We start from the raw sequence: 24,000 nt of genomic DNA, 5'->3' as shown, positions 1-24,000 counted from the left end.
TCAGCCCTCCTTATCGAAGCCGCAGTCTTCCATGAGGAAGCGCTCGATCAAGCCCAACATCGCCTTGTGATGCCGCGGATACCACGGCAGGCTGTGTGGCAGGTCGGGGATCAGCTCGAACTTCGCTGGCACCTTGTCCTTGACTGCGGCGTAGAAATCCCGGGCATGGAACGCCGGGGTGCGCACGTCGCGGTCACCGACGAACAGCAGGACCGGGATGCTGGCCTTGTCCGTGTGCCGCATCGGATCCATGCCCTTGATGGTGCGCCCTTGCAGGATGCGCTGCACACGGCTGTCGCTCCACGACACGCCGAGCCGGGCCAGATCGGTCACCGGGGCGCCGGAGATGGCACAACGGTACGGACCGTTCGGCCGTACGGTGGCCGCGGCCGCGGCAAAACCGCCGTAGGAGTAGCCGAAGATGGCGATGCGATTGGGATCGGCGATGCCCTCCTTCACCAGCCAGGCCGCACCATCATCCTTGTCGTCCTGCATCTTCTGGCCCCATTCGGCGTCGCCAGCCAGCCACAGCTTGCGGCCAAGCCCCGAGGATCCACGGTACTGCGGGCGCAGCACGGCATAGCCGCGCGAGGTCAGGAACGGCACCCAACCCGTCGTATCCCAGCCGCCGAAATCACGCGCCCACGGGCCGCCATGGGGATGGATGATGGCCGGCACGGGTCCGTGCTCCTTGGTCCACCCCGCGGGCAGATCGAGGATCGCGGGGATCTCCATGCCGTCGCGCGCCTTGTAGGTGACCCAGCGCTGCTCGCCGATGTCGGACGGGTCGATGCCGCTGCGCTCCTGGCCGAGCTTCACCACCCGATTGCCCTCCACGAGCAGATGGTAGGCGGTGGGATGGCGCGGGCTCTCGGTCGCGAACAGGATCCGCTTCCGGCCCTGTGCCATGCTCAGGATCGAGACCGTCTGGCCGGGGAAGGCCCGCTTCAGCCCCTCGTGGATCGCGCTCAGGCCCGGATCCACCCAGACCGTCTCCGGCACCATCGCCGCGACGGTGAATCCCAGCACCTGGTTGAAGTCCTCCGGGTGCGTGCCGAAGATCAGGCGCGAAATCGAGAATTCCGGATGTGCCAGCAGCGGCTCCTCGTCGAACTTGCGCGCGACCGGATCGTACATGTGCGCCTGGATCTTGTCCGAGAACAGATCGGTGAGCACGTAGTACTTGCCGCTGGCCTCGTCCCGGCCCACGAATTCCAAGGTGTAGCGTTCGCTCAGCCTGCGGGTCAGCGGTTCGTGCACCTCGAATTCGCCGGATTCGGGGTTGCGGATCAGGATGCGCTGCTCGAACTCGCCCCCGACCGGCTCGAGCTGGCTCTGGGTCAGTAGTTCGCCGGTGCGCGGGTTGAACAGGCCGGGCGCCTTGCGCGCGGAGGCACGGAACAGCAGCTGCATCTCGCCATTGCGCAGGTCATAGAGGTAATAACGGTCCTGGAACGACAGTTGGTCGATCTGCGCCACGACCACCTTGTGCGGCTCCAGCGGCAGGGCGTGGACCAGACGCGCCGTGCCCGCCAGCTCGAAACAGCGCTGGGTCTGCTCGCTGACACCGAGCTTGCGCGTGTTGTCGGCGAAGGCCTCGGCGAAATCCTTGTGGGCGGTGTCGGTCAGATAGGCCTTCCAGACGAAGGTCTTGGTGGCTCCGCTGGTCTTGCCCTCGCCGCATCCCGCGAGCTCACCGGTCCACTCCTGACGGGCGACCACGAAGATCCGCCCAGACTTCAGCCCGTAAGCGGTGACGAACTTCATCCGCTCGTTCGATGCGGTGATGGTCGGCCCCTTGTCGAGGTTCTGCAGGTCCCAGCTGGCCAGCAGTGTCTCGAACTCCTCCGTTCCAGGCTTGCCCAGCACCGCGACGATGTTGCGGCCGTCGGCGCTCATCGAAACCGACTGGATCGCCGGCATTTCGGACAGCGCCTGAATGGGGATGGGCTTGCGGGCTGCCGTGTCAAGCGGCGCACCAACCATCGCCAGCGCAAGCGCTGCACACGCGGCCATGTGCTTGATTGCCATGTTTCCTCCGAAGTGGATCCTTCACTTGCGGCCAACGGCCTCGGCGCCCGTCCGTGATCACGTCACGCGTCGTGGCAACGCTGCCCCCTGACTCCAAAGGGATGCGGCCGGGGTTTCCCCCGGCCGCATCCAGCGCCAGTACCGCTCAGAAGCGATAGTTGACGCGCACGAACGCGGAACGGCCGAACCAGTCGTACTGCGTGGCAAACGCCGGAACCGTCCCGTAGCGCGTGGAGCCGGCACCGACCGACATGGTCGGCGGATCCCGGTCGAACACGTTGTTGATGCCGAACAGCACGCCCCACTTGTCGGCCTGGTAGCGCACCGACAGGCTGTGGTACAGACGGGACTCGGCCTTGATGTCGTACACCGCGTTCTGGTTGCCGCGGTACGGGGCGACCGGGTTGAGGAACCAGTTCTCGCTCGAGCCCACGTAGTTCATGAACCAGGTATAGGTCCAGTCGTTGCGCCTGAGCGCCGTGCGCACGTTGCCGACCAGCTTCGGGCGGGTCACGATGCCGTTCAGGTCGTTGGACTCGTAGCCGCTCGCCTCCGAGCTGTCGAACAGCAGCTCGAGGTCCTCGATGGTGTAGGTGAACTGGCTCTCCACCTCCATCTTGCCGAAGGAGAACTCGCCGTCCCAGCGCACGTTCAGGTCGTAACCGCGATTCAGCTGCCGGTTGATGTTGATGTAGGAATCGCGAACCGTGGTGATGTTGTACGGACTGGTCGGGTGGCTGCCCGAATTGCGCTCGAACAGATTGCAGAAGGCGTTCGGGAACACCGGCAGGCCGTAGCAGCTGCCCACGATGTTGGCCGCACCAAGGCGGTCGATCTGGTCGTTGACCTCGATCTCGAAGTAGTCAACCGACGCGCTCAGATTCGCAAAGCTCGGAGTGAACACGAGGCCCGCGGTGAACGCCTTGGAGGTCTCCGGCTTCAGGACTCCGAAGCCGCCGCCCGAAACGATCGTGGCAGACGCGCCGGTGCCGTCGTAGTCCGCCGGGATGCCGGCAGCCTGGCAGTTGGCGCGGATGGTGGGGCTGCTGCTCTCGCCCCAGCGCACGCACGGGTCGATGGACAACTGGCTCAGGAAGCCGGTCTGGTCGCCGAGGAAGAGTTCGTACAGGCCCGGCGCACGGTACGACGTGCCACGCGTGGCGCGCAGGCGGACGGACGGAATGATCTGCCAGCCCATGCCCGCCTTCCACACGTAGTCGGAGTCGGCCACGGTGTCGTACTTGAACACGCGCGCGGAGCCGTTGAAGGTCAGCTGCTCGACCAGTGGCAGGTTGGCCAGCAGCGGCACCTCGATCTCGCCGAACGCCTCGTACACGTAATCCTTGCCGACCGTGCCGATCGCCGAGCTCTGGCCCCACAGGCCGCCCGTGCGCTCGAGTTCGCTCGGGGTGTCGTTGATGGAGATGCGGCGGAACTCGGCGCCGACGGCCGCAGCTGCAGTGCCTGCTGGCAGCTTGAACAGATCGCCGGTGGCGACGGCATTGACCACGAACTGGTCATACACCGTGTTGCCGGTATGCCACTGGCCGACGGCATCCACCAGGGCCCCCATGGCCTCGCCGCTCAGGATGCGCGGGTCGAAGTAGTTGATCGGCATGCTGCCGCCGTCGCGGTCCGGCGTCGTCAGCAGGTCTCCAGTGCGGTCGCGGTTGATGCTCAGGACGCTGTAGTCGCCGTCCGAGCGCGAGAAAGTGGTGTCGAAGCGCCAGGTCCAGCTGCTGTCGCTGCCGAACCCGCCATCGAAGCTGGAGGACAGGTAGAGGAAGTCGACGTCGACGTTCTGGTCCGAGCGGAACGGCATCAGCGGACGTGCCAGCCCACGGAAGCCGAAGGGACGGCCGTCCACCACCGGGAAGAACTGGCGGAAGCGACGCGACTTGGTCTCGCGACTGGTGTAGAGCAACTGGCCGCTCCAGTCCACGCTGCCGAGACTGAAATCGGCTGCGGCGAACAGGCTCAGCCGCTCCTGGGCCGAGTAGATGTGTGCCTCGTTCTGGGCCTCAAGGTAGAAGGACTGCTCGTAGAACGCCGGCGTGCCAGCGGCCGGGTTGGCATTGACGACGCGAACCAGGCGATAGCCCGGAATCGGGCCCTGAGTCACGCCGTCCGGAGACCGTCCGTAGCGCCGGTTGGCGGCCGGCAACCCGAAGTCGTCGACGGCGTTGAAGATGCCGAAGTTGCGGCAGCCCTCGTTCGGCGTGCCGCGCGTGGGCGAGCGGTCCTCGAACGGCAGCAGGTTGCCGTTGGCGTCGCGCACCAGGTCATGGTCACAGCGGAAGAAGTCGCGGTCGCCGACCTGCAGCGGCTGCATCTGGTAGTACTGGAAGGCGGCGACGATGTTGCCGCTGTCGAAGTTCCAGCCGGTAGCGCCAGACAGGTTGAAGCGCGAGCCGCCGCTTTCGAAGGGCAGGTTGGCGTCCACGGTCAGCTCGGGACGATCCACCGACTTGCGGGTGATCAGGTTGACCACGCCGGCCACCGCGTCGGAGCCGTAGATCGAGCCGCCACCGTCCTTCAGGATCTCCGCGCGCTGCAGGATGATGCTCGGGATGACGTTCAGGTCGAATGCGCCAACCTGGCCACGGGTGCCGGCCGGGCCGGGGCGCCGGCCATCGAGCAGCACCAGGGTGCGGTTGGCGCCCAAGCCGCGCAGCGCCAGGGTCTGCACACCGTTGCCGCCCTCGATCACGAAGCCGGAGAACTGGTTGCTGATCTGGGTGGAGCCCGAGGCCACATTGGTGGTCTGCAGGATGGTGGTGGTGTCCAACTGGCCGACATCGGCGCTGGTGTCGGCGGTGATCACCTGCACCGGCGAGATGGTGTCGAAGCCCAGGCGCCGCAGCATCGAGCCGGTGACCTGGACCTTGTCGAGGGTGGTGGCCTCTTCCTTCTTGGCCTCGGCTTGCTCGGTTTCGTCCTGACGCTGCTCCTCTTGCGCCGGCTCCTGGGCCAGCACGAGCGGGGCATAGAGGCAACCCAGAACCGCTGCGACGAGCGGCAACCGATTCAACTTCAACGACTTGCGTGCAACCTGCATGTGCTTGCGCCCCCCACTGTTATGCACTGGTTAAAAGGAACCGCGAGTTTTAGCAGGGCAGGAAAGTAAATGCAAACCGAACGGCGCCCCGGCAAGATGAATGCGGCCAGAATGCCGCCCCTGTCCTTGGCGGCCACCGGCAAGGCAGCCCCCCGAGCCGCGCCCCGCTTGCGGATCGGCGTCTTCCACCCCGGAAACCGTTCAAACACCCCTGCTCCGACAAGGCGTTAGAGCAGCTACTCCAACCTTGGCCGAAGTCCGGCGAACGTCGGCGATCTGGACACCATCCCTGCGATCGCGCAGACTGCCCGTCCCTCGGCCGGTGCCGGGGTGAGAGTTCCGCGATGGCGAAGCTGCTGGTCCTGCACGGTCCGAACCTCAACCTGCTCGGCACCCGCGAGCCGGAGATCTACGGCCGCGCCACGCTGGCCGAACTCGACGCCGGGCTCGCCCGCCGCGCCGCCGCGGCCGGCCATGCGCTGGAGAGCTTCCAGTCCAACGCCGAACATGAACTGGTCGCCCGGGTGCAGGCGGCGCGCCACGACGGCACCGCCTTCATCCTGATCAACCCGGCCGCATTCACCCACACCTCGGTGGCACTGCGCGACGCCCTGGCGGCGGTCGCGATCCCCTTCATCGAGGTGCACCTGTCCAATCCGCACGCGCGCGAGTCGTTCCGCCGCACCAGCTACTTCAGCGACCTCGCCGTGGGCGTGGTCGCCGGCTTCGGCCCGCTCAGCTACGACCTGGCCCTGGCCGCGGCGATCGGCCGCCTCGAAGCCGGCGCCTGACCCGAGTTCCCCTTCCATGCTCCCGTCCGCGGGAGCACCACCGAGAGAGGCCCACATGGACCTGCGCAAGATCAAGAAACTGATCGACCTCCTGGAAGAATCCAACCTCGCCGAAATCGAGATCAAGGAAGGCGAGGAGTCGGTGCGCCTGGCGCGCGTACCCAAGGGCGGCGTGGCGGTCAGCGGCCCGGCGGTCGCCGCGCCGATGGTGGTCGAGCAGCGCGCGCCGGCGGCGATGCCGATGCACGGCCCGACCGAGGCCGCCACCGGCGGCCACGCCAAGCCGCACGCCGACCTGCCCGAGGGCCACATCGTGCGCGCGCCGATGGTGGGCACGTTCTACGCCTCGCCGGCGCCGGACAAGCCGGCGTTCGTCAGCGTCGGCCAGCAGGTCAAGGCCGGCGAGACGCTCGGCATCATCGAGGCGATGAAGATGTTCAACCCGATCGAGGCCGACGTCTCCGGCACCGTGCTCAAGATCCTGGTCGAGAGCGGCCAGCCGGTGGAGTTCGACCAGCCCCTGTTCGTGATCGGGTGACGTCCATGTTCGACAAAGTCGTCATCGCCAACCGCGGCGAGATCGCGCTGCGCATCCTGCGCGCCTGCCACGCGCTCGGCATCCGCACGGTCGCGGTGCACTCGACCGTGGACCGCAACCTCAAGCACGTGGCCATGGCCGACGAGTCGGTGTGCATCGGCCCGGCGCCCTCGTCCGAGAGCTACCTCAACATGCCGGCGATCATCGCCGCCGCCGAGGTCACCGACGCGCAGGCGATCCACCCCGGCTACGGCTTCCTGTCCGAGAACGCCGACTTCGCCGAGCGGGTGGAGAAGTCCGGCTTCATCTTCATCGGCCCGCGCCCGGAGACGATCCGGCTGATGGGCGACAAGGTCGAGGCGATCCGGGCGATGAAGGCCGCCGGCGTGCCCTGCGTGCCCGGCAGCGGCGGCCCCCTCGGCGACGACCCGGTCGCCAACGCCAAGCTCGCGCGCGAGATCGGCTACCCGGTGATCATCAAGGCCGCGGGCGGCGGCGGCGGCCGCGGCATGCGCGTGGTCCACACCGAGGCGCACCTGAACAACGCCATCCAGACCACCAAGTCGGAAGCCAAGGCGGCGTTCGGCAACGACCAGGTGTACATGGAGAAGTTCCTGGAGAACCCGCGCCACGTCGAGATCCAGGTGCTCGCCGACGGCCAGGGCAACGCCATCCACCTCGGCGAGCGCGACTGCTCGATGCAGCGCCGCCACCAGAAGGTGGTCGAGGAGGCGCCCGCGCCCGGCCTGACCCCGGAGCAGCGCGCCGAGATCGGCCGGGTGTGCGTGGAGGCCTGCATCCGCATCGGCTACCGCGGCGCCGGCACGTTCGAGTTCCTGTACGAGAACGGCCGCTTCTACTTCATCGAGATGAACACCCGCATCCAGGTCGAGCATCCGGTGACCGAGATGGTGACCGGCATCGACCTGGTGACCGAGCAGCTGCGCATCGCCGCCGGCGAGAAGCTGCGCATCCGGCAAGAGGACGTGGTGCTGCGCGGCCATGCGATCGAGTGCCGGATCAACGCCGAGGACCCGGACACGTTCCTGCCCAGCCCCGGCCTGATCCAGCACTTCCACGCCCCGGGCGGCCCCGGCGTGCGCGTGGACAGCCACATCTACGAGGGCTACCGCGTGCCGCCGAACTACGACTCGATGATCGGCAAGCTGATCGTGCACGGCCCCACGCGCGAGATCGCGATCGCGCGCATGCGCGTGGCGCTCTCCGAGATGGTGGTGGACGGGATCAAGACCAACATCCCGCTGCAGCAGCGGATCATGGCCGATGGCGGCTTCCAGCAGGGCGGCCAGAACATCCACTACCTCGAGAAGCGGCTGAAGGAGCAGAAGGAGAAGGCGCTGGCGATCGCGTGACGCGCGGCGCCTGTCGCGCGGCGCGGGAAGCGGCGGTGCGCCGGTGACCGCAGGGCGGCCGGGTTCGCGTTCCCTGCCGAGTGCGTCCTGCGCATTCCGTCACCGCCGCGAGGTTTCCATGCCGTCACGCCGTCGCTTCCGCCCGCTCCTTCTCGCTGTCGCCATCGGCCTGGCGGCGGCCCTGCCCGCCGCCAGCCAGCAGGGCCAGACCCCGCCGACCCAGCTGTGGCTGGACGTGGCCACCCACAGCATGCCCGGCATGCCGGAACTCGGCGGCCTCGGCCGCGCCGCGATGGGCGTGTTCGGCGGCGGCGCGATGCAGAACCACTACGGCGCCGCGCGCGTGTCCGCGCTGCCCGGGCGCTACGTGGACATCGCCCTGCTGAACCGGCTCAACCCCGGCGTCGAGGCCGAGGACCTGATCCCCGCCAGCCTGAAGCTGGGCAAGAGCCTGCCGCTGCTGCCGCCGAAGGCGGAGCCGAAGGGCGAGCCCGGCCCCTCCCCGCGCCCGCAGCTGCAGGATGGCGCGGTGCGGATCCTGATCTATTGGGGTTGCAGCCCGACCGTGCGCCCCGGCCAGCCACGCGAGATCCGGATCGACGTCAAGGACGGCCAGGTGCGCATGAGCGGCGCGATGCAAGGCCGCTACGTGCCGGACGGCGGCGTGGACGTCGGGCCCTCGTACGCGCTGTGGCCGAACGAACGCCATCGCAAGATGGTGCCGCAGGGCGCCTCGCTGGCCGGCGAGCACCGCATCGTCGGTGCGAAGGTGCCCGAGTCGCTGCAGTTCACCCTCACCCCGCAGCACGACTTCATGCCGGCGATCGCGCTGCGCGGCAGCGGCAGCCTCGACGGCGGACAGACCTGGTCGTGGCAGCCGGTGGACCGCGCGCGCGGCTATTTCCTGCACGCGATGGGCATGCAGGGCGACGCGATGGTGTTCTGGAGCAGCGCGGAGACCGCCGACGCCGGCATGGGTATCTTCGGCTACCTGCCGCCGGCGACCGTGGAGCGCTGGATCCGGGAGAAGGTGCTGCTCGCGCCGTCGGTGACGTCCTGCGCGATGCCCAAGGGCATCTTCGCCGCGCCGGGCGCGCGCGGCGCCGGCGGCGGCATGCTGCAGATGATCGCCTTCGGCCCCGAGGATCACATCGTCTGGCCGCCGCGGCCGTCCGACCCGAAGGCCGCGGCGGCGTGGAAACCGGAATGGAGCGTGCGCGTGCGCAACAAGTCCACCGCCACCGCGATGCTCGGCATGGACGTCGCCGCGGCGGAACGGCCCGGCGAGGACCAGGACGCGCCCGCGCAACCGGAAGAGAAACCGGTGAAGCGGCTGCTGCGCGGCCTGCTCGGCGGCGGCTGAGCCCGCGGCCCGGACCTCGCCCATGGCCGCCGACCGCCGCGACCACCGCCGCGCCGCCAAGACCCAGCTCGACCAGACCGTCATCGGCATCGAACTGACCCTGATCAGCATCATCCAGGGTCTGGCGCTGGGCGTGCTGGCGACCAACGCGGTGCAGCCGCTGGTGCAGTTGCAGTGGCAGAGCTGGCCGTACGTGTTCACCGGCCTGCTGGTGATCCTGATCTTCTGGTCGCGCTCGCTGATCCACACCCTGTCGTTCATCGGCTGGCCGCTCGAGTTCGGCCACACCTTCCTGTACTTCGCCGCGACCCTGATCGAGGCCGCCGCGCTCAGCCAGGTCGGCGATCCCGCGCACTGGTTCGCGCTCAACGCGCTGTACGCGGCGGCGGTGTGGGGCCTGTATGCCTGGGATCTGCGGATCCTGCGCCGGCACGCCGACGATTTCCGCACGCCCGGCGAGCGCGCCCTGCTGGCCGACATCGTGCGCGACCAGCGGCTCAACATCCGCTGGCTGATGCCGGCCACGGTCGCGCTGCAGGGCGGCACCTGGTGGCTGATCCACGCGCGCCCGGACTGGATGCTGGCGCGGGGCTGGCACCTGCTGCCGATCGGCCTGTCGCTGCTGTTCGCGCTCGGCTACCTCCACGACGGCGTGCGCATCCTGCGCCGGCGCCAGGACTGGATCCTGGAACGGCACGCACAGGAGCGCGCCGAGGCCTGACGCTGCGCTTGCCTCGCCCCGGCGCGGACGGGGACGATAGCGCCCCGTCCCCGCCGTGCGCCCGCCATGCCCTTCCTCGAACTGACCCTGCGCTGCCGTGCCGACGCGCAGCCGCGTTACGAGCGCGCGCTGGAGGACGTGGGCGCGCTGGCGGTGACGCTGCTCGACGCCGACGCGCAGACGCCGAACGAACGCGCGATCCTGGAGCCGGGCGTGGGCGAGACGCCGCTGTGGGGCGAAGTCGCGCTCAGCGCGCTGTTCCCGCACGACACCGACGCGCTGTTGCTGCTGGCGGCGCTGGACGCCTTCGATCCCGGCCTCGACTGGACGCAGGCCGGCTTCCGCAAGGTCGAGGACCAGGACTGGGAGCGGGCCTGGATGGATCGCTACGAACCGCTGCGCTTCGGCACGCGCACCTGGATCGTGCCGTGGAACCGCGAATTGCCGACGCAGGCGCAGGCCGCGGACGCGGCGGTGGTGCGCCTGGATCCGGGCCTGGCATTCGGCTCGGGCACGCACCCGACCACCGCGCTGTGCCTGGAATGGCTCGACGCGCTGGCGGCGGAAGGCGCGCTCGAGGGCGCCACCGTGCTCGACTTCGGCTGCGGCAGCGGGATCCTGGCCCTGGCCGCGCTCAAGCTCGGCGCGGCCCGGGCGGTGGGCGTGGACAACGACCCGCAGGCGCTGCTGGCCACCCGCGACAACGCGCAGCGCAACGGCGTCGCCGACCGGCTCGCGGTGTACGCGCCGGAAGCCGAGCCCGCCGCCACCTATCCGGTGGTGGTGGCCAACATCCTCGCCTCCGCCCTCGACGCGCTGGCGCCGCAACTGGCGGCGCGGGTGGCGCCGGGCGGGCGGATCGCGCTGTCCGGGATCCTTGCCGGGCAGGAGGAGGCACTGCTGGAGCGCTACGGCGAGTGGTTCGACGCGCTCGCGGTCGAGCGGCGCGAGGACTGGATCCGCATCGACGGGGTGCGCGGTGCCTGAGCCGCGCGCGTGATTGAATAGGACGCATGTTCGTCCTGTGCCCGCACTGCCAGTTCCTGGTCGGCACCGATCCGCGCACCGGCGCGCCGCCGCCGCAGTGCCCGAAGTGCGGCGGCCCGGTGCAGGCGCCCTTGCCGGAGACGCCAGCGCCCGCCGCAGCCATGCCGCTGGATCCGTTCGCGACCGCGACCCTGCCCTCGGTCGCGCCCCCGCCGGCGGACACACCGCCCGAATCCGACAGCGACGCCGTCCCGGCCGCCGTCGAGCCGGTCGCGCCGGCCGCAAAGCCGCGCAAGCCGCGCACGCGCCGCAACGGCGCCGCGGCCCGCGCCGCGGAACAGGCGGCCGGCACGGCGCAGCCATCGGCGAGCGTCGCGGAAGCGGCGGACGCGGGGGTGGTCCAGGCCGAAGCCGTCGGCTCCGCACCCGTGCAGGACGAGGCCGTTGCGCACACGACCATTCCCGAAGCCGCGCCGGCACCTGCGGCGATGCCGGCTGCCGATGCCGCGCCCGCCCCGAGCTTCCTCCACCGCACCGACCGGGCCGCCACGCCCGTCCGGCGCTGGCCGGAACTGGCCGCGCTGGTCGCGCTCGCCCTGCTGCTCGCGCTGCAGTTGCTGCTCGCCCAGCGCGATGCGCTCGCCGCGCACGCGCGCTGGCGGCCGCTGGTCGCCGCGCTCTGCCAGGCGCTGCGCTGCACCCTGCCGCCGTGGCGCGAACCGGCCGCGTTCACCATGCTGCATCGCGAAGTGCGTCCGCATCCGCGCCATCCCGGCACGCTGCTGGTCAACGCCAGCTTCCGCAACGATGCGCGCTGGCCGCAGCCGTGGCCGCAGCTGCTGCTGACCCTGTCCGATCTCGACGGCCGCGCGGTCGGCGCGCGCGCCTTCACCGCGCCCGAATACCTCGGCGCGCCGCCGGCCCAGCGCGAGATCGCCCCCGGCCAGAGCGCGGCGGTGACCCTGGTGGTGGTCGAGCCGGCACCGGACGTGGTCGCCTTCAGCTTCGACTTCCGATGAGCGGCATGCGCGCGGTCACGTACCGGACATGACGCCCCCGCCCCGCCGCGCTAGACTGCCGCTCCCGCCGCAACAGCGGGGGGAAGGGATGCACCAGGGGATCGCGTGAACGCAGCCGCCGACCGCCACGATGCCGCATCGCGCGCCGCCGCGCGCCCGTTGCGCGAACACGTCGCCAACTCGGTCCGTCGCTACCTGCGCGACCTCGATGGCAGCGACGCCAGCAACCTCTACGAGATCGCCCTGCGCGAGCTCGAGATCCCGCTGTTCGCCGAGGTGCTCAACCACTGCGAGGGCAACCAGAGCCGCGCCGCCGCGATGCTCGGGATCCACCGCGCCACGCTGCGCAAGAAGCTGCGCGACTACGGCATGGCCTGAGCGCCGGGGCCGGGACGGCGCCGCCGCGCCGCTATAATTTGCGGCCCCTTCCGCAGCACCTCCCCGCATGACCGCCGACCGCCTGCCCGTGCGCCGGGCCCTGTTGTCCGTGTCCGACAAGACCGGCCTGATCGAGCTCGCCCACGCCCTCGCCCGCCACGGCGTCGAACTGCTCTCCACCGGCGGCAGCGCCAGGGCGCTGCGCGAGGCCGGGCTGGCCGTGCGCGACGTCAGCGAGGTCACCGGCTTCCCCGAGATCATGGACGGCCGGGTCAAGACCCTGCACCCGAAGATCCACGGCGGCCTGCTCGGCCGCCACGGCGTGGACGAGGCGGTGATGGCCGAGCACGGCATCGCACCGATCGACCTGCTGGTGCTCAACCTGTATCCGTTCGAGCAGGTGTCCGCCGACCCGCACGCACCGCTCGGGACGCTGATCGAGAACATCGACATCGGCGGCCCGGCGATGCTGCGCGCGGCGGCGAAGAACTTCGCCCGCGTGGCGGTGGCCACCGACCCTGCGCAGTACGCCGCGCTGGTGGCCGAGCTGGACGCCAACGGCGGCACGCTCTCGGCGCAGACCCGATTCGCGCTCGCGGTCGCCGCGTTCAACCGCGTCGCCCGGTACGACGCCTGTATCAGCGACGTGCTGTCCGCATACGCGGATCCCTCCGCAAAAGCCCGCACATCCTTGTGCGGACTTTCCAATGCGAGCGACGCACCTTTGTTCCCGTCGCAGTTGACCAGCACCTTCGTCAAGCTGATGGACCTGCGCTACGGCGAGAACCCGCACCAGCAGGCGGCGTTCTACCGCGACCTGTGGCCGGTGCCGGGCACGCTGGCGACGTTCACCCAGTTGCAGGGCAAGGAGCTCAGCTACAACAACCTCGCCGACGCCGACGCGGCGTGGGAGTGCGTGCGCCAGTTCGAGCGCGCCGCGTGCGTGATCGTCAAGCACGCCAACCCGTGCGGCGTGGCCGAGGCCGCCGACTGCGGCAGCGCCTATGAACTCGCCTACGCCACCGATCCGACCTCCGCATTCGGCGGCATCATCGCGTTCAACCGCACGCTCGATGCGGCGACCGCGCGCACGATCCTCGAACGCCAGTTCGTCGAGGTGCTGATCGCGCCCGATTACGAGCCCGGCGCGCTCGAGGCGGCGAGGAAGAAGGCCAACGTGCGCGTGCTGCGCATTCCGCACGGCCAGGGCCGCAACGCCATCGACATCAAGCGCGTGGGCTCCGGCCTGCTGGTGCAGACCGCCGACATCCGCGAGGTCACCCGCGAGGAGCTGAAGGTCGTCACCCGGCGCGCGCCCACCGAGGCCGAACTCGCCGACCTGCTGTTCGCCTGGCGCGTGGCCAAGTTCGTCAAGTCCAACGCCATCGTCTATGCGAAGGACGGCCGCACCGTCGGCGTCGGCGCCGGACAGATGAGCCGCGTGGTGAGCGCCAAGATCGCCGCGCTCAAGGCCGAGGAAGCCGGCCTGGCCGTGCCCGGCTCGGTGATGGCGAGCGATGCGTTCTTCCCGTTCCGCGACGGCATCGACGCCGCCGCCGCCGCAGGCATCCGCGCGGTGATCCAGCCCGGCGGCTCGATGCGCGACGCCGAGGTGATCGCCGCCGCCGACGAGCACGGCATCGCGATGGCGTTCACCGGGATCCGGCATTTCCGGCATTGAAAAGCGTTTTTTGCCACGGATTCACGCGGATCGACACGGATAAAGCTTGATCCTTGAAAAAGCCTTATCCGTGGCAAAAAGCCTTTACCTCAGCCCCCGCGCTCGCGCCAGATCTCGTGGTCCACGCCGTCGCCCAGCTCGGGGTAACGGGTGATGTGGAACTCCGGCGCCAGGCCCTGGCGCAGCTGTGACTCGTAGTCGCGGGTCAGCTTGACCACCACGCCCGACAGCAGCGCCAGCGCGGCCAGATTGATCGTGGCCATCACCGCCACCGCGGCGTCGGCCGCGTCCCACACCAGCTGCACCTTCGAGTACACGCCCCACACGATCACCAGCAGCGCCGCGACACGCAGCGCCAGCAGCGAGCGCCGGCCGCCGCCCAGGTAGATCAGGCCGCTCTCGGCATAGGAGTAGTTGCCGATGATGGTGGTGAAGGCGAAGAAGAACAGCGCCACCGCCACGAATACGCTGCCCCACTCGCCGAAGAACACGGTCATCGCGCGCTGGGTGATGGCCACGCCGTCGTTGCCCTCCACCGCCACGCCGGAGAGCAGGATGATCAGCGCGGTCGCACTGCACACCAGCAGCGTGTCCACGAACACGCCGAAGGCCTGCACCAGGCCCTGGCTGGCCGGATGGTGCGGCACCGGCACCGCCGCGGCGGCCACGTTGGGCGCGCTGCCCAGGCCGGCCTCGTTCGAATACAGCCCGCGCTTGACCCCGTTGAGCATCGCCGCGGCCAGGCCGCCGAGCACGCCGCCGGCCGCGGGCTCCAGGCCGAACGCGCTGCGCAGCACCAGCGCCAGTGCCTCCGGCACCCGGTCGAGGTGGGTCACGACCACCCAGCCCGCCAGCGCCAGGTAGCCCAGCGCCATGAACGGCACCACCACCTCGGCGAAACGCGCGATCGAGCGCAGGCCGCCGAAGATGATCGCGCCGGTGAGCAGCACCAGCCCGATCGCGATCGTGGCCTGGTCGAGCCCGAACGCGGTGTCGAGCGCGGTGGCCATCGTGTTCGCCTGCACGCTGCTGAACACCAGGCCGTAGGAGAACAGCAGACAGGCCGCGAACAGCGTGCCCATCCAGCGCCGACGCAGGCCGCGCGCCATGTAGTGCGCGGGGCCGCCGCGGTAGTTGCCGTCTTCGTCGCGCACCTTGTACAGCTGCGCCAGGCTGCTCTCGGCGTAGGCGGTGGCCATGCCCAGCACCGCGGTGCACCACATCCAGAACATCGCCCCCGGCCCGCCGAGGCTGAGCGCGATCGCCACGCCGGCGAGGTTGCCGGTGCCCACCCGCGCCGCCAGGCTGGTGCACAGCGCCTGGAACGGCGAGATGCCGCTGGCGTCGCCCGCGGTGCCGCGGCCGAGCACGTGCAGCATGTGCGGGAAGCGCCGCACCTGCAGGAACCGCAGGCGCACGGTGAAATACAGCCCCACCGCGAGCAGGGCGTAGGTCAGGAAGCCGTCCCACAGCACGCGGTTGACCAGGCCGACCACCGGCGCCAGCAGGGTTTCGATCAGGACGAGCAGGCTGTCCAAAGGCGCGGCCGCAGGACACGGAGAAAGGGGCCCCATGCTAGCGCCGGCGCCCGGCGCCCGCAGTGCCCGCGCTAGAATTTGCATATGCCGCGTGCGCGGTATCGGCCCTGGGAGTGCGCATGAAAGTGCTGGTGATCGGTTCGGGCGGGCGCGAGCACGCGCTGGCGTGGAAGCTGGCGCAGTCGCCGCGGGTGACCGAGGTGATCGTCGCCCCCGGCAACGCCGGCACCGAGGCCGAACCCAAGTGCCGCAACGCCGCGGTCGCCGCCACCGACCTCGACGGCCTGCTGGCGCTGGCCCGGCGCGAGGCCGTGGCGCTGACCGTGGTCGGCCCCGAACAGCCGCTGGTGGCCGGCGTGGTGGACCGCTTCCGCGCCGCGGGTCTGGCGATCTTCGGCCCCACCGCCGCCGCCGCGCGGCTGGAGGGCAGCAAGGCCTTCGCCAAGGACTTCCTCGCCCGCCACGGCATTCCCACCGCGCACTACGCGGTGCACACGCACGTGGAGGAGGCGCTCGAGTACGTGCGCGAGAAGGGCGCCCCGATCGTGATCAAGGCCGACGGCCTGGCCGCCGGCAAGGGCGTGATCGTGGCCATGACCCTGGCCGAGGCCGAGGCCGCGATCACCGACATGCTCGGCGGCTACGCCTTCGGCGCCGCCGGCAGCCGGGTGGTGATCGAGGAGTTCCTCGAGGGCGAGGAAGCCAGCTTCATCTCGATGGTGGACGGCGCGCACGCGCTGCCGATGGCCACCAGCCAGGACCACAAGCGCGTCGGCGACCGCGACACCGGCCCCAACACCGGCGGCATGGGCGCGTACTCGCCCGCGCCGGTGGTCACCCCCGAGGTGCACGCGCGGATCATGCGCGAGGTCGTCGAACCCACCGTGCGCGGCATGGCCGCCGACGGCACCCCGTTCACCGGCTTCCTCTACGCCGGGCTGATGATCGACCGCAGCGGCGCGCCCAAGGTGATCGAGTTCAACGTCCGCTTCGGCGACCCGGAGACGCAGCCGATCATGCTGCGGCTGCAGAGCGACCTGGTGGATCTGGTCGAAGCCGCGCTCGAGGGCCGCCTGGACCGCGCGCAGGCGCAGTGGGACCCGCGCCCGAGCCTGGGCGTGGTGATGGCGGCCGAGGGCTACCCCGGCACCCCGCGCACCGGCGATGTGATCAGCAGCTGGGACGCGCCCGAGGTCGAAGGCGTCAAGGTGTTCCACGCCGGCACCCGCCGCGAGGGCGAGCACGTGGTCACCGCCGGCGGCCGCGTGCTCACCGTGTGCGCGCTCGGCGACAGCGTCGCCGACGCCCAGCGCCGCGCCTACGCGGCCGTGGCCGGCATCTCCTGGCACGGCGAGTTCCACCGCCACGACATCGGCTGGCGCGCGATCGAGCGCGAGCGCGCCGCGGGCGGCTGAACCGCGCGCCCCACCCCGCCCGCGCCCGCCGCTTGCGCCCCCGCCCCCGGCGTCATACCATCCGTTATAACGACGGAGGCGCCATGAAGCTCAAGATCACCACCATCGGCAACTCGGCCGGCGTGATCCTGCCCAAGGAACTGCTCGCCCGCCTGCGCCTGGACAAGGGCGACACGCTGTACGCGGTGGAAACCCCGGACGGCCTGCGCCTGACCGCCTACGACCCGGAGCTGGCGGCGCAGATGGAGGTGGCCGAGCGTGTGATGCGTGAGGATCGCACCCTGCTGCGCAAGCTGGCCGGCAGCTGATGATCGTCTGGCTCGACAAGCGCCTGGTGCTTGCGATCCACGACCGCCAGCTCGCCGAGCACGGCGGCAGCGCCGGCGTGCGCGACCCGGCCCTGCTCGAATTCGCGCTGGCGCGCCCCCAGCAGCTGTACGCCCACGGCGACCCGCCCCCCGACCTCGCGGCCCTGGCCGCCAGCCTCGCCTACGGCCTGGCCCGCAACCACCCGTTCGTGGACGGCAACAAGCGCACCGCGCATGTCTGCTATCGCGTCTTCCTCGTGCTCAACGGCACGGACCTGGCCGCCAGCGAGGAAGAGAAGTACGTGCAGATGATCGCCCTCGCCGAAGGCGCCCTGTCCGAAGCGGAATTCGCCGCCTGGCTGCGGCCGCGGCTGCGCACCGGGCAGGGCGATGCGGTGCACGAGGCGCGGGCGGGGTATCGGCGCTGAACGGGGACCGGGGCCTCTGCTAGGCTCCCGCCGTTTCCGCCCGGGGGCCCCATGGCGCACAACCAGTTCGAGCTGCTGCGGCAGCGGCGGTTCCTGCCGTACTTCATCGTCCAGTCGCTGGGGGCGTTCAACGACAATGTGTTCCGGCAGGCGATCATCGCGCTGCTGTTCTGGCTGGCGGTGCCGGCGGAGCAGCGCACGCTGTACGCGTCGCTGGCGCCGGCGATCTTCATCCTGCCGTACTTCCTGTTCTCGGCGATCGCCGGGCAGATCGCGGAGAAGCTGGAGAAGTCGCGGCTGATCCGGATCGTGACGATGATGGAGATCGGGATCATGTCGCTGGCGGCGGTGGGCTTCGTGGGCCAGTGGCTGCCGCTGCTGCTGGTGGCGCTGTTCCTGACCGGGGTGCAGAGCACGCTGTTCGGGCCGGTGAAGTACTCGATCCTGCCGGCGGTGCTGAAGCCGGAGGAGCTCACCGGCGGCAACGGCCTGGTGGAGATGGGCACGACGATCTCGATCCTGCTCGGGATGGTGGCGGGCGGGCTGATCTTCGTGACCGCGGGCGAGCACGGGCCGGCGGCGGCGGGTGTGGCGGTGGTGGGGCTGGCGGTGGCCGGCAACCTCGCCAGCCGCTTCATCCCGCCGGTGGCCGCCGGGGCGCCCGACCTGAAGATCCGCTGGAACCCGATCCCGGAGTCGCTGACGCTGTGGCGGCTCACGCGCCGGCAGGTCGCGGTGCGCAACTCGGTGCTGGGGGTGTCCTGGTTCTGGTTCGTCGGCACCGTGTTCGCGACCCAGCTGCCGGACTACGCGGCGCTGCACCTGGGCGGATCCAACACGCTGTACGTGTTCGCGCTGGCGCTGTTCTCGGTCGGCACCGGCGTGGGCTCGCTGCTGTGCGAGAAGCTGTCGGCGCGCACGGTCGAGATCGGCCTGGTGCCGCTGGGCGCGTTCGGCATGAGCGCGTTCATCCTCGACCTGTACTTCGCGCAGCCGGGGCTGGCGGCCACGGCCGGGCTGGACGTGGCGGGGTTCCTGCGCCAGCCGGGCAGCTGGCGGATCGTGCTGGACCTGACCGGGATCGGCCTGTGCTCCGGCTTCTTCGTGGTGCCGCTGTTCGCGCTGATCCAGAGCCGCACGCCGCACGACGAGCTCTCGCGCGTGATCGCGGGGGTCAACATCCAGAACTCGCTGTTCGTGGTCGGCGCGGCGGCGGTGTGCATGGGGCTGCGCGCGCTCGGCTGGAGCATCCCGCAGATCCTGCTCGCGCTGGCGATCGCCAACACGCTGGTGGCGCTGTGGATCTTCAGCCTCGTGCCCGAGTTCTTCATGCGCTTCCTGAGCTGGCTGCTGGTGCGCACGCTGTACCGGCTGCGGGTGCGCGGCATCGAGGAGCACGTGCCGGACGAGGGGCCGGCGCTGATCGTGTGCAACCACGTCAGCTACATGGACGCGCTGATCCTGGGCGGGGTGATCCCGCGGCCGGTGCGGTTCGTGATGGATTACCGGATCTTCGGGATCCCGGGGCTGAACTGGCTGTTCCGCACCGCCAGGGCGATCCCGATCGCGGGGGCGAAGGAGGATCCGGCGCTGCTGGCGCGCGCGTTCGAGGAGATCGACGCGGCGCTGGCCGACGGCCAGATCGTGGGCATCTTCCCCGAAGGCGCGCTGACCAAGGACGGGGAGATCGCGCCGTTCAAGCCGGGCGTGGAGAGGATCCTGGCGCGGCGGCCGGTGCCGGTGGTGCCGATGGCGCTGCGCAACATGTGGGGCAGCATGTGGAGTCGACGCGACTCGCGCCTGGGCCGGATGCGGCTGCCGCGGCGGCTGCGCGCGCATGTCGAGGTGGTGGCCGGGCCGCCGCTGGACGGGCGCGAGGCGACCGCGGCCTTGCTGGAGGCGAAGGTGCGCGCGTTGCGCGGCGACGCGGCGTAGACCGTCAGCCCACCCAGCCGGCGATCACGAACAGGGCCAGCACCACCAGCCACAGCAGCAGGATGCGCCAGACCAGGCTCATCGCATCGCGCAGCTCCGGCAGCTCGGGCAGGGCAGCGCCGGCGCCGCCGGGTTCGAGGCCGCCCTCGCCGTAGTCGGCCGCCTCCTCGGCGAGCTCGACCCGCACGCTGGCACGCGCGGCGGCGGCGAGGAAGCCGGTGCCGCCGGCGAACGAGGCGCCGCCGGCCTCCTTCCACGCGCCCAGCACGGCGTCGAAGTTGCCCACCAGCGCCATCGCCAGGGTCATCAGCTGCGCCACCGGCCAGTCCATCCAGCCGCGCAGCGTGCGCGCGGCCTGCATGGCCGCCGGCGGCAGGCGGCGCCCGGCCTCGCCCTGCGCGGCCAGCGCCAGCAGCCGGTACAGCAGCGCGCCGACGGGGCCGAGCAGCAGGAACCAGAACAGCACCGAGAACCAGCGCCACAGCGCGCAGTGGAACACGGCCTCGACCAGCGCGCCGCCGTCGAGCACGGGCATGTCGCGATCCGGGAACAGGCGCGCGGCGGCGGCACGGCGGGCGGCGGCGTCCTGGGCCTCGGCCACCGCCTCGACGTCGCGGTCGAGGTCGCGCGGGCCCCAGGCGTAGAACAGCACCAGCACCGAGAACAGGAACTCGGGCAGGCCGTACAGGTCGTCGCGCAGCGCCAGTTGCAGCAGCAGCACCAGCAGCAGCGGCGGGACCACGGCGAACGCCAGGCCCCAGCGGCCGTGCCAGAGATCGTTCGCGGCGAACTGCCCGTCGAGCCATTCCAGCCAGCGCACGAACCAGCCGAAGCGGCGCAGCTCGGCCAGCTGCGGCATCGTGTGGCCGATGACGAGGGCGACGACGACGGCGATCAGGGTGACGGACATCGGCGGGCGCGTCGGGAGGTCGGGCGATTGTAGCCCCCAGTCCGCCCCGTCCGGGGCGGGGCTAACCGCCTTGTTCCTCCAGCCAGCGCACGACCAGCCAGCGCGCGATCGAGATCGGCGTCGCCAGCGTGATCGCGCCCTCCGGCGGCGGTGTGCTCCAGTCGCGGGCCAGGCCTTCGCGCACGCTGGCCGCGTCGAACCAGCGCACGTCCTCGAGTTCGTCGCCGGCCACCGGCGGATCCGGTTCGGCCTCGGCCAGGAAGCCGAGCATCAGGGCGCCGGGGAACGGCCACGGCTGGGAAGCCAGGTAGCGGGCGCTGCGCACGCGCACGCCGGTCTCCTCGCGCACCTCGCGCGCCACGGTCTGCTCCAGGGTCTCGCCCGGCTCGACGAAGCCGGCGATCAGCGACCAGCGCCCCGGCGGCCATGCCTTCTGCCGCCCGAGCAGCAGGCGCTCGCCGTCGCTGACCGCGGCGATCACCGCCTGGTCGGTGCGCGGGTAATGCTCGTGCTCGCACACGGTGCAGCGGCCGAGCCAGCCGGCGCGCACGAACGCGAGCGGGCCGCCGCAGTCGCCGCAGTGGCGATGGCGCGCGTGCCAGTGCAGCACCGCACGCGCCTGTGCGAACACGGTGCTCTCGAACGCCGGCCAGCGCGCGGCGGCGCTGCGCAGGTCCACGCGCTGCGGCGCGTCCACGCCGGCGATGGCCGCACGCTGCGCGAACCAGGCCTCCTCGCCACGCAGGCCCAGGAACACCGCCGTGCCCGGCCCGCCGCCGAGCGCGGCGCCGTGCGGCGCGAACAGCGCGCCGGCATGGTCGGCGAGCGCGCGGCCGTCGTCCTCGAGCAGCACCACCCGCGCCCGCGGCCAGTGCGCGGCGAGCGCCTCGGGCGCGTCGCGCAGGTGGTCGGCGCGGTCGAGCGCCTCGTCCACGAAAGCGAAGGGCGTGGCGGCCATCGCGGCGTCCGTCGGGAAGGTCGCCCGATTATCGCCTGCCGCCGGGCGGCGCAGTTCAGACGGTGAAGCTGCTGCCGCAGCCGCAGGTGGTCCTGGCGTTCGGGTTGCGGATCACGAACTGGGCACCGTGCAGGCTCTCGCTGTAATCCACCTCGGCGCCCATCAGGTACTGCAGGCTGAGCGGATCCACCAGCAGGGTCACGCCGTCGGTGACCACGGCCAGGTCGTCCTCGCCCTGCTGTTCGTCGAACTCGAAGCCGTACTGGAAGCCCGAGCAGCCGCCGCCCTGGATGTACACGCGCAGCTTGAGCGCCGCGTTGCCCTCCTCCGCGATCAGCTCGCGGACCTTGGCCGCGGCCGCGTGGGTGAACTGCAGGGGGGCGTCGAGGTGCTGGTAGCTGGGCGCGCTCATGCCGGACATGGTGGGGGCGCCGGCGGCCGGCTTCAACTTCCGCCGGCCACCACCAGGCGCGGCTCGGGCCGGGCGCGGGCCTCGGCGGCGGCCTCGGCCGCGGCGTCCACGTGCACCAGGCGGCCGGTGAGCTGGGCGCCGGCGCTCATCTCCACCACCTTGTAATGGACGTTGCCGTGCACGCGCGCGTGGCGGGCCAGCTCGACCTTCTCGCTGGCGTGCACGTCGCCCTCCAGGCGGCCGTTGATCGCCACCACCGGCGCGTGCACCTCGCCCTCGATGCTGCCCTGCTCGGCCAGCACCAGCATCGCCGCGGCGCCGTCCTCCGCCTGCACCTTGCCGACGATGCGGCCTTCGACGTAGAGCCCGCCGCGGAAGTGGATGTCGCCGTGGATGGTGACGTGCGGGCCGATCAGGGTCTCGACCGCCTGGCCGTCGCGGGCCGGTCTGTGCTTCAGCATGATCATGGTTCCCCAGGAGTGTCCTTCAGTGTCCACGCGAACGTCTGCGCGAGGTTCGCGCCGCCTCCCCGCAGCGTGACCGTCACCCGCTGCGGGGTGAACCCCGCGGGCAGGATCACGCTCCCCCCGAGCCGCTGGAAATAGCGGAACGCATAGTCTTGCCCGGGAGCGTCCGGGTTTTGGTGCAGCTCGTCCCAGTTCACGGTCGTCAGCCGGCCGTCGCGCACGCCTTCCACCGAGAACCGCATCTGGCCGCGGCTGATCGCGCCGCGGTTCAGGCTCTGGGTCAGCACCACCTCGTAGCGCCAGCTGCCGCCGGCCTCGGGCGCGAACTCGACCGAATGCACGCCGAGCGGACGGCGCTCGCCCTCGCTGCCGACGAAGCGCTCGTAGAAGGCCAGGTCCGCGCGCAGGCTGGCGATCTCGTCCTCCTTCTGCGCCAGGGTCTCCTGCATGTCCTGGTTGGCCTCGCGGCTGATCTGGTCGGAGCGGGTGAGCGTGGTCACCCGCTGCTCCAGTTCGTCCACCTGCGCGCGGGCGGCGGCCAGCGCGCGCTCGGCCTCGGCCAGGCGCGCCTCGGGGCTGCCGGCGGGCGGGGCGCGCCACCACCAGGCGACGCCGCCGCCGAGCAGCAGGCCGGCGGCGAACAGGGCCAGCGCCAGCCACCAGGCCAGCCGGCGCGTGCCGCGCGGCACGATCTCGAAACGGGGCGGGGGTGGGGCGGGGGTGCTCATCGGGGACGCATGCGACGGGTCCGAACAGGATGCCTATACTCGCGGCGGTCCCGAAGTGTACGGGGTGGGCGATGAGCGAGGCCCATGTGTTCGCCCTCGGCGTGCTGCTGGCCTGGCTGGCGGGGATCCGGGTCTATCTGACCGTGTTCGGGATCGGCCTGGCCGGGGCGCTGGGCTGGCTCGAGCTGCCGCCGGCGCTGGAGGTGGCGCGATCGCCGTGGGTGCTCGGCGTGTCCGGCACGCTGGCGATGGTGGAGTTCGCCGCCGACAAGATCCCCGGCGTGGATTCGGGCTGGGACCTGCTGCACACCCTGCTGCGGATCCCGGCCGGCGCGTTCCTGGCTGCGGCCATGCTCTCGCCCGACGGCTCGCTCGGCACGGGCGCGCTCGCCGCCGGTGCCGGCATCGCGCTGACCAGCCACGCGCTCAAGGCCGGTTCGCGCGTGCTGCTCAATACCTCGCCCGAGCCGGTCAGCAACTGGGCCGCATCGTTCACCGAGGATGCGGCGGTGCTGGGCACGCTTGCGCTCGCCCTCGCCCATCCCTGGCTGGCACTGGCCCTGGTCGTCGCCGTCAGCGTGCTGTTCGCGCTCGCGGTATGGTGGCTGTGGCGGCGGATCCGGCGCGCGCTAGCCCGGCCCGCGGCCGGCTGAGACCCGGTGCGATCCTGGCCGGCACGCGGCGCGCAGTACGTGTCTGAACATGATGGTGTCCGCGCGAATCGGGGCACCGGGGGGAGCAATGTCGGCCACCGAATCGACTCCGCGCGAAGACGGCGATTTCCTGCAGAAACTGCGCAGCCGGATCGACACCCTGGCCGGGCAGTTGCGGCAGCGCCGCACCCGCGGCTGGGATGCCGGCGGGCTGGAACAGCTGGCACACGAAGTCGAACGCCTGCACACCGCCGCCAGCCGGGTGGATGTGCAATGGGCCAATGCGCTCGCGCAGCTGCGCGGCCCCT

At 71.0% G+C, this 24,000-nt stretch carries 22 protein-coding genes; 14 read left to right on the top strand and 8 right to left on the bottom strand.

What is annotated here, in order from left to right; genetic code table 11:
* Both FPV26_RS07145 and FPV26_RS07140 read right to left on the bottom strand, forming a co-directional pair.
* Nucleotides 1-2,031, bottom strand: a complete 2,031-nt coding sequence (locus FPV26_RS07145; protein WP_246109234.1) for an alpha/beta hydrolase family protein — start codon at nucleotides 2,029-2,031, stop codon at nucleotides 1-3.
* Nucleotides 2,032-2,176: 145 nt separating this feature from the next.
* The gene (locus FPV26_RS07140) at nucleotides 2,177-5,008 is read right to left on the bottom strand and encodes a TonB-dependent receptor domain-containing protein (protein ID WP_246109233.1); all 2,832 of its coding nucleotides are present in this window, start codon (nucleotides 5,006-5,008) and stop codon (nucleotides 2,177-2,179) included.
* Between the two features lie 425 nt (nucleotides 5,009-5,433).
* Between FPV26_RS07140 and aroQ the strand changes: the two genes are divergently transcribed.
* The 9 genes from aroQ (at nucleotide 5,434) to purH (ending at nucleotide 13,940) form a co-directional block, all read left to right on the top strand.
* On the top strand, nucleotides 5,434-5,880 hold the full coding sequence (aroQ, locus tag FPV26_RS07135; RefSeq protein WP_147653130.1) for a type II 3-dehydroquinate dehydratase: 447 nt from the start codon (nucleotides 5,434-5,436) through the stop codon (nucleotides 5,878-5,880).
* A gap of 55 nt (nucleotides 5,881-5,935) precedes the next feature.
* Complete coding sequence (gene accB, locus FPV26_RS07130) at nucleotides 5,936-6,418, top strand: acetyl-CoA carboxylase biotin carboxyl carrier protein (RefSeq protein WP_147653128.1); 483 nt, start codon at nucleotides 5,936-5,938, stop codon at nucleotides 6,416-6,418.
* A 5-nt stretch (nucleotides 6,419-6,423) separates the two neighbouring features.
* Nucleotides 6,424-7,791 carry an acetyl-CoA carboxylase biotin carboxylase subunit gene (gene accC, locus FPV26_RS07125; RefSeq protein WP_147653126.1) on the top strand — a complete coding sequence of 456 codons (1,368 nt, stop codon included), beginning with the start codon at nucleotides 6,424-6,426 and terminating at the stop codon, nucleotides 7,789-7,791.
* A 118-nt stretch (nucleotides 7,792-7,909) separates the two neighbouring features.
* Complete coding sequence (locus FPV26_RS07120) at nucleotides 7,910-9,154, top strand: hypothetical protein (protein WP_147653124.1); 1,245 nt, start codon at nucleotides 7,910-7,912, stop codon at nucleotides 9,152-9,154.
* A gap of 22 nt (nucleotides 9,155-9,176) precedes the next feature.
* A complete protein-coding gene (locus tag FPV26_RS07115) occupies nucleotides 9,177-9,875 on the top strand; it encodes a hypothetical protein (RefSeq protein WP_147653122.1) in 699 nt (232 codons plus the stop codon).
* A 66-nt stretch (nucleotides 9,876-9,941) separates the two neighbouring features.
* Nucleotides 9,942-10,862 (top strand): 50S ribosomal protein L11 methyltransferase, encoded by a 921-nt coding sequence (prmA, locus tag FPV26_RS07110; protein WP_147653120.1) that lies wholly within the window; start codon nucleotides 9,942-9,944, stop codon nucleotides 10,860-10,862.
* A 26-nt stretch (nucleotides 10,863-10,888) separates the two neighbouring features.
* Nucleotides 10,889-11,881, top strand: a complete 993-nt coding sequence (locus FPV26_RS12835) for a DUF3426 domain-containing protein (protein ID WP_147653118.1) — start codon at nucleotides 10,889-10,891, stop codon at nucleotides 11,879-11,881.
* Nucleotides 11,882-11,986: 105 nt separating this feature from the next.
* Nucleotides 11,987-12,259: a DNA-binding transcriptional regulator Fis gene (gene fis / locus FPV26_RS07100; RefSeq protein WP_147653116.1), complete on the top strand. Its 273-nt coding sequence runs from the start codon at nucleotides 11,987-11,989 to the stop codon at nucleotides 12,257-12,259.
* Nucleotides 12,260-12,326: 67 nt separating this feature from the next.
* Entirely contained in the window at nucleotides 12,327-13,940 is a 1,614-nt protein-coding gene (purH, locus tag FPV26_RS07095; protein WP_147653114.1) for a bifunctional phosphoribosylaminoimidazolecarboxamide formyltransferase/IMP cyclohydrolase, read from the top strand.
* 89 nt (nucleotides 13,941-14,029) lie between these two features.
* On the opposite strand, the gene FPV26_RS07090 is transcribed toward purH, so the two are convergent.
* Nucleotides 14,030-15,478 carry an alanine/glycine:cation symporter family protein gene (locus tag FPV26_RS07090; protein ID WP_220429077.1) on the bottom strand — a complete coding sequence of 483 codons (1,449 nt, stop codon included), beginning with the start codon at nucleotides 15,476-15,478 and terminating at the stop codon, nucleotides 14,030-14,032.
* Between the two features lie 119 nt (nucleotides 15,479-15,597).
* Between FPV26_RS07090 and purD the strand changes: the two genes are divergently transcribed.
* The 4 genes from purD to FPV26_RS07070 all read left to right on the top strand — a co-directional run bounded on the left by purD (nucleotide 15,598) and on the right by FPV26_RS07070 (nucleotide 19,564).
* Nucleotides 15,598-16,893, top strand: coding sequence for a phosphoribosylamine--glycine ligase (gene purD / locus FPV26_RS07085; RefSeq protein WP_147653112.1), 1,296 nt, complete (start codon nucleotides 15,598-15,600; stop codon nucleotides 16,891-16,893).
* Nucleotides 16,894-16,976: 83 nt separating this feature from the next.
* Nucleotides 16,977-17,201 (top strand): AbrB/MazE/SpoVT family DNA-binding domain-containing protein, encoded by a 225-nt coding sequence (locus FPV26_RS07080; protein ID WP_147653110.1) that lies wholly within the window; start codon nucleotides 16,977-16,979, stop codon nucleotides 17,199-17,201.
* Complete coding sequence (locus FPV26_RS07075; RefSeq protein WP_147653108.1) at nucleotides 17,201-17,629, top strand: type II toxin-antitoxin system death-on-curing family toxin; 429 nt, start codon at nucleotides 17,201-17,203, stop codon at nucleotides 17,627-17,629. The genes FPV26_RS07080 and FPV26_RS07075 overlap by 1 nt, the downstream gene beginning before the upstream one ends.
* A 51-nt stretch (nucleotides 17,630-17,680) precedes the next feature.
* The gene (locus FPV26_RS07070; protein ID WP_147653106.1) at nucleotides 17,681-19,564 is read left to right on the top strand and encodes an MFS transporter; all 1,884 of its coding nucleotides are present in this window, start codon (nucleotides 17,681-17,683) and stop codon (nucleotides 19,562-19,564) included.
* A gap of 4 nt (nucleotides 19,565-19,568) precedes the next feature.
* Here the strand turns inward: FPV26_RS07070 and FPV26_RS07065 are convergent, their stop codons facing one another.
* From FPV26_RS07065 to FPV26_RS07045, 5 genes are all read right to left on the bottom strand, one after another.
* Entirely contained in the window at nucleotides 19,569-20,474 is a 906-nt protein-coding gene (locus FPV26_RS07065; protein ID WP_147653104.1) for a cobalamin biosynthesis protein, read from the bottom strand.
* A 61-nt stretch (nucleotides 20,475-20,535) separates the two neighbouring features.
* Nucleotides 20,536-21,432 carry an NAD(+) diphosphatase gene (gene nudC / locus FPV26_RS07060; protein ID WP_147653102.1) on the bottom strand — a complete coding sequence of 299 codons (897 nt, stop codon included), beginning with the start codon at nucleotides 21,430-21,432 and terminating at the stop codon, nucleotides 20,536-20,538.
* A 55-nt stretch (nucleotides 21,433-21,487) separates the two neighbouring features.
* The gene (erpA, locus tag FPV26_RS07055) at nucleotides 21,488-21,844 is read right to left on the bottom strand and encodes an iron-sulfur cluster insertion protein ErpA (protein ID WP_246109232.1); all 357 of its coding nucleotides are present in this window, start codon (nucleotides 21,842-21,844) and stop codon (nucleotides 21,488-21,490) included.
* A gap of 32 nt (nucleotides 21,845-21,876) precedes the next feature.
* Nucleotides 21,877-22,305, bottom strand: a complete 429-nt coding sequence (locus FPV26_RS07050) for a bactofilin family protein (protein ID WP_147653098.1) — start codon at nucleotides 22,303-22,305, stop codon at nucleotides 21,877-21,879.
* Between the two features lie 2 nt (nucleotides 22,306-22,307).
* Nucleotides 22,308-23,039, bottom strand: a complete 732-nt coding sequence (locus FPV26_RS07045) for a DUF6776 family protein (protein WP_147653096.1) — start codon at nucleotides 23,037-23,039, stop codon at nucleotides 22,308-22,310.
* Nucleotides 23,040-23,110: 71 nt separating this feature from the next.
* On the opposite strand from FPV26_RS07045, the gene FPV26_RS07040 reads away from it, so the two are divergent.
* Nucleotides 23,111-23,692 (top strand): DUF4126 domain-containing protein, encoded by a 582-nt coding sequence (locus FPV26_RS07040; RefSeq protein WP_147653094.1) that lies wholly within the window; start codon nucleotides 23,111-23,113, stop codon nucleotides 23,690-23,692.
* The last annotated feature ends 308 nt before the right edge of the window (nucleotides 23,693-24,000 follow it).

Source organism: Vulcaniibacterium gelatinicum, from assembly GCF_008033445.1.
GTDB lineage: Bacteria > Pseudomonadota > Gammaproteobacteria > Xanthomonadales > Xanthomonadaceae > Vulcaniibacterium_B > Vulcaniibacterium_B gelatinicum.
This window is presented reverse-complemented; position numbering and strand designations above follow the sequence as displayed.

Excerpts from the sequence above, each read along its gene's own strand:
- FPV26_RS07145 (WP_246109234.1), bottom strand. The coding sequence starts at position 2,031 with ATGGCAATCAAGCACATGGCCGCGTGTGCAGCGCTTGCGCTGGCGATG.
- aroQ (WP_147653130.1), top strand. The coding sequence starts at position 5,434 with ATGGCGAAGCTGCTGGTCCTGCACGGTCCGAACCTCAACCTGCTCGGC.
- accB (WP_147653128.1), top strand. The coding sequence starts at position 5,936 with ATGGACCTGCGCAAGATCAAGAAACTGATCGACCTCCTGGAAGAATCC.
- accC (WP_147653126.1), top strand. The coding sequence starts at position 6,424 with ATGTTCGACAAAGTCGTCATCGCCAACCGCGGCGAGATCGCGCTGCGC.
- FPV26_RS07120 (WP_147653124.1), top strand. The coding sequence starts at position 7,910 with ATGCCGTCACGCCGTCGCTTCCGCCCGCTCCTTCTCGCTGTCGCCATC.
- FPV26_RS07115 (WP_147653122.1), top strand. The coding sequence starts at position 9,177 with ATGGCCGCCGACCGCCGCGACCACCGCCGCGCCGCCAAGACCCAGCTC.
- prmA (WP_147653120.1), top strand. The coding sequence starts at position 9,942 with ATGCCCTTCCTCGAACTGACCCTGCGCTGCCGTGCCGACGCGCAGCCG.
- FPV26_RS12835 (WP_147653118.1), top strand. The coding sequence starts at position 10,889 with ATGTTCGTCCTGTGCCCGCACTGCCAGTTCCTGGTCGGCACCGATCCG.
- purH (WP_147653114.1), top strand. The coding sequence starts at position 12,327 with ATGACCGCCGACCGCCTGCCCGTGCGCCGGGCCCTGTTGTCCGTGTCC.
- purD (WP_147653112.1), top strand. The coding sequence starts at position 15,598 with ATGAAAGTGCTGGTGATCGGTTCGGGCGGGCGCGAGCACGCGCTGGCG.
- FPV26_RS07080 (WP_147653110.1), top strand. The coding sequence starts at position 16,977 with ATGAAGCTCAAGATCACCACCATCGGCAACTCGGCCGGCGTGATCCTG.
- FPV26_RS07075 (WP_147653108.1), top strand. The coding sequence starts at position 17,201 with ATGATCGTCTGGCTCGACAAGCGCCTGGTGCTTGCGATCCACGACCGC.
- FPV26_RS07070 (WP_147653106.1), top strand. The coding sequence starts at position 17,681 with ATGGCGCACAACCAGTTCGAGCTGCTGCGGCAGCGGCGGTTCCTGCCG.
- FPV26_RS07065 (WP_147653104.1), bottom strand. The coding sequence starts at position 20,474 with ATGTCCGTCACCCTGATCGCCGTCGTCGTCGCCCTCGTCATCGGCCAC.
- nudC (WP_147653102.1), bottom strand. The coding sequence starts at position 21,432 with ATGGCCGCCACGCCCTTCGCTTTCGTGGACGAGGCGCTCGACCGCGCC.
- erpA (WP_246109232.1), bottom strand. The coding sequence starts at position 21,844 with ATGAGCGCGCCCAGCTACCAGCACCTCGACGCCCCCCTGCAGTTCACC.
- FPV26_RS07050 (WP_147653098.1), bottom strand. The coding sequence starts at position 22,305 with ATGCTGAAGCACAGACCGGCCCGCGACGGCCAGGCGGTCGAGACCCTG.
- FPV26_RS07045 (WP_147653096.1), bottom strand. The coding sequence starts at position 23,039 with ATGAGCACCCCCGCCCCACCCCCGCCCCGTTTCGAGATCGTGCCGCGC.
- FPV26_RS07040 (WP_147653094.1), top strand. The coding sequence starts at position 23,111 with ATGAGCGAGGCCCATGTGTTCGCCCTCGGCGTGCTGCTGGCCTGGCTG.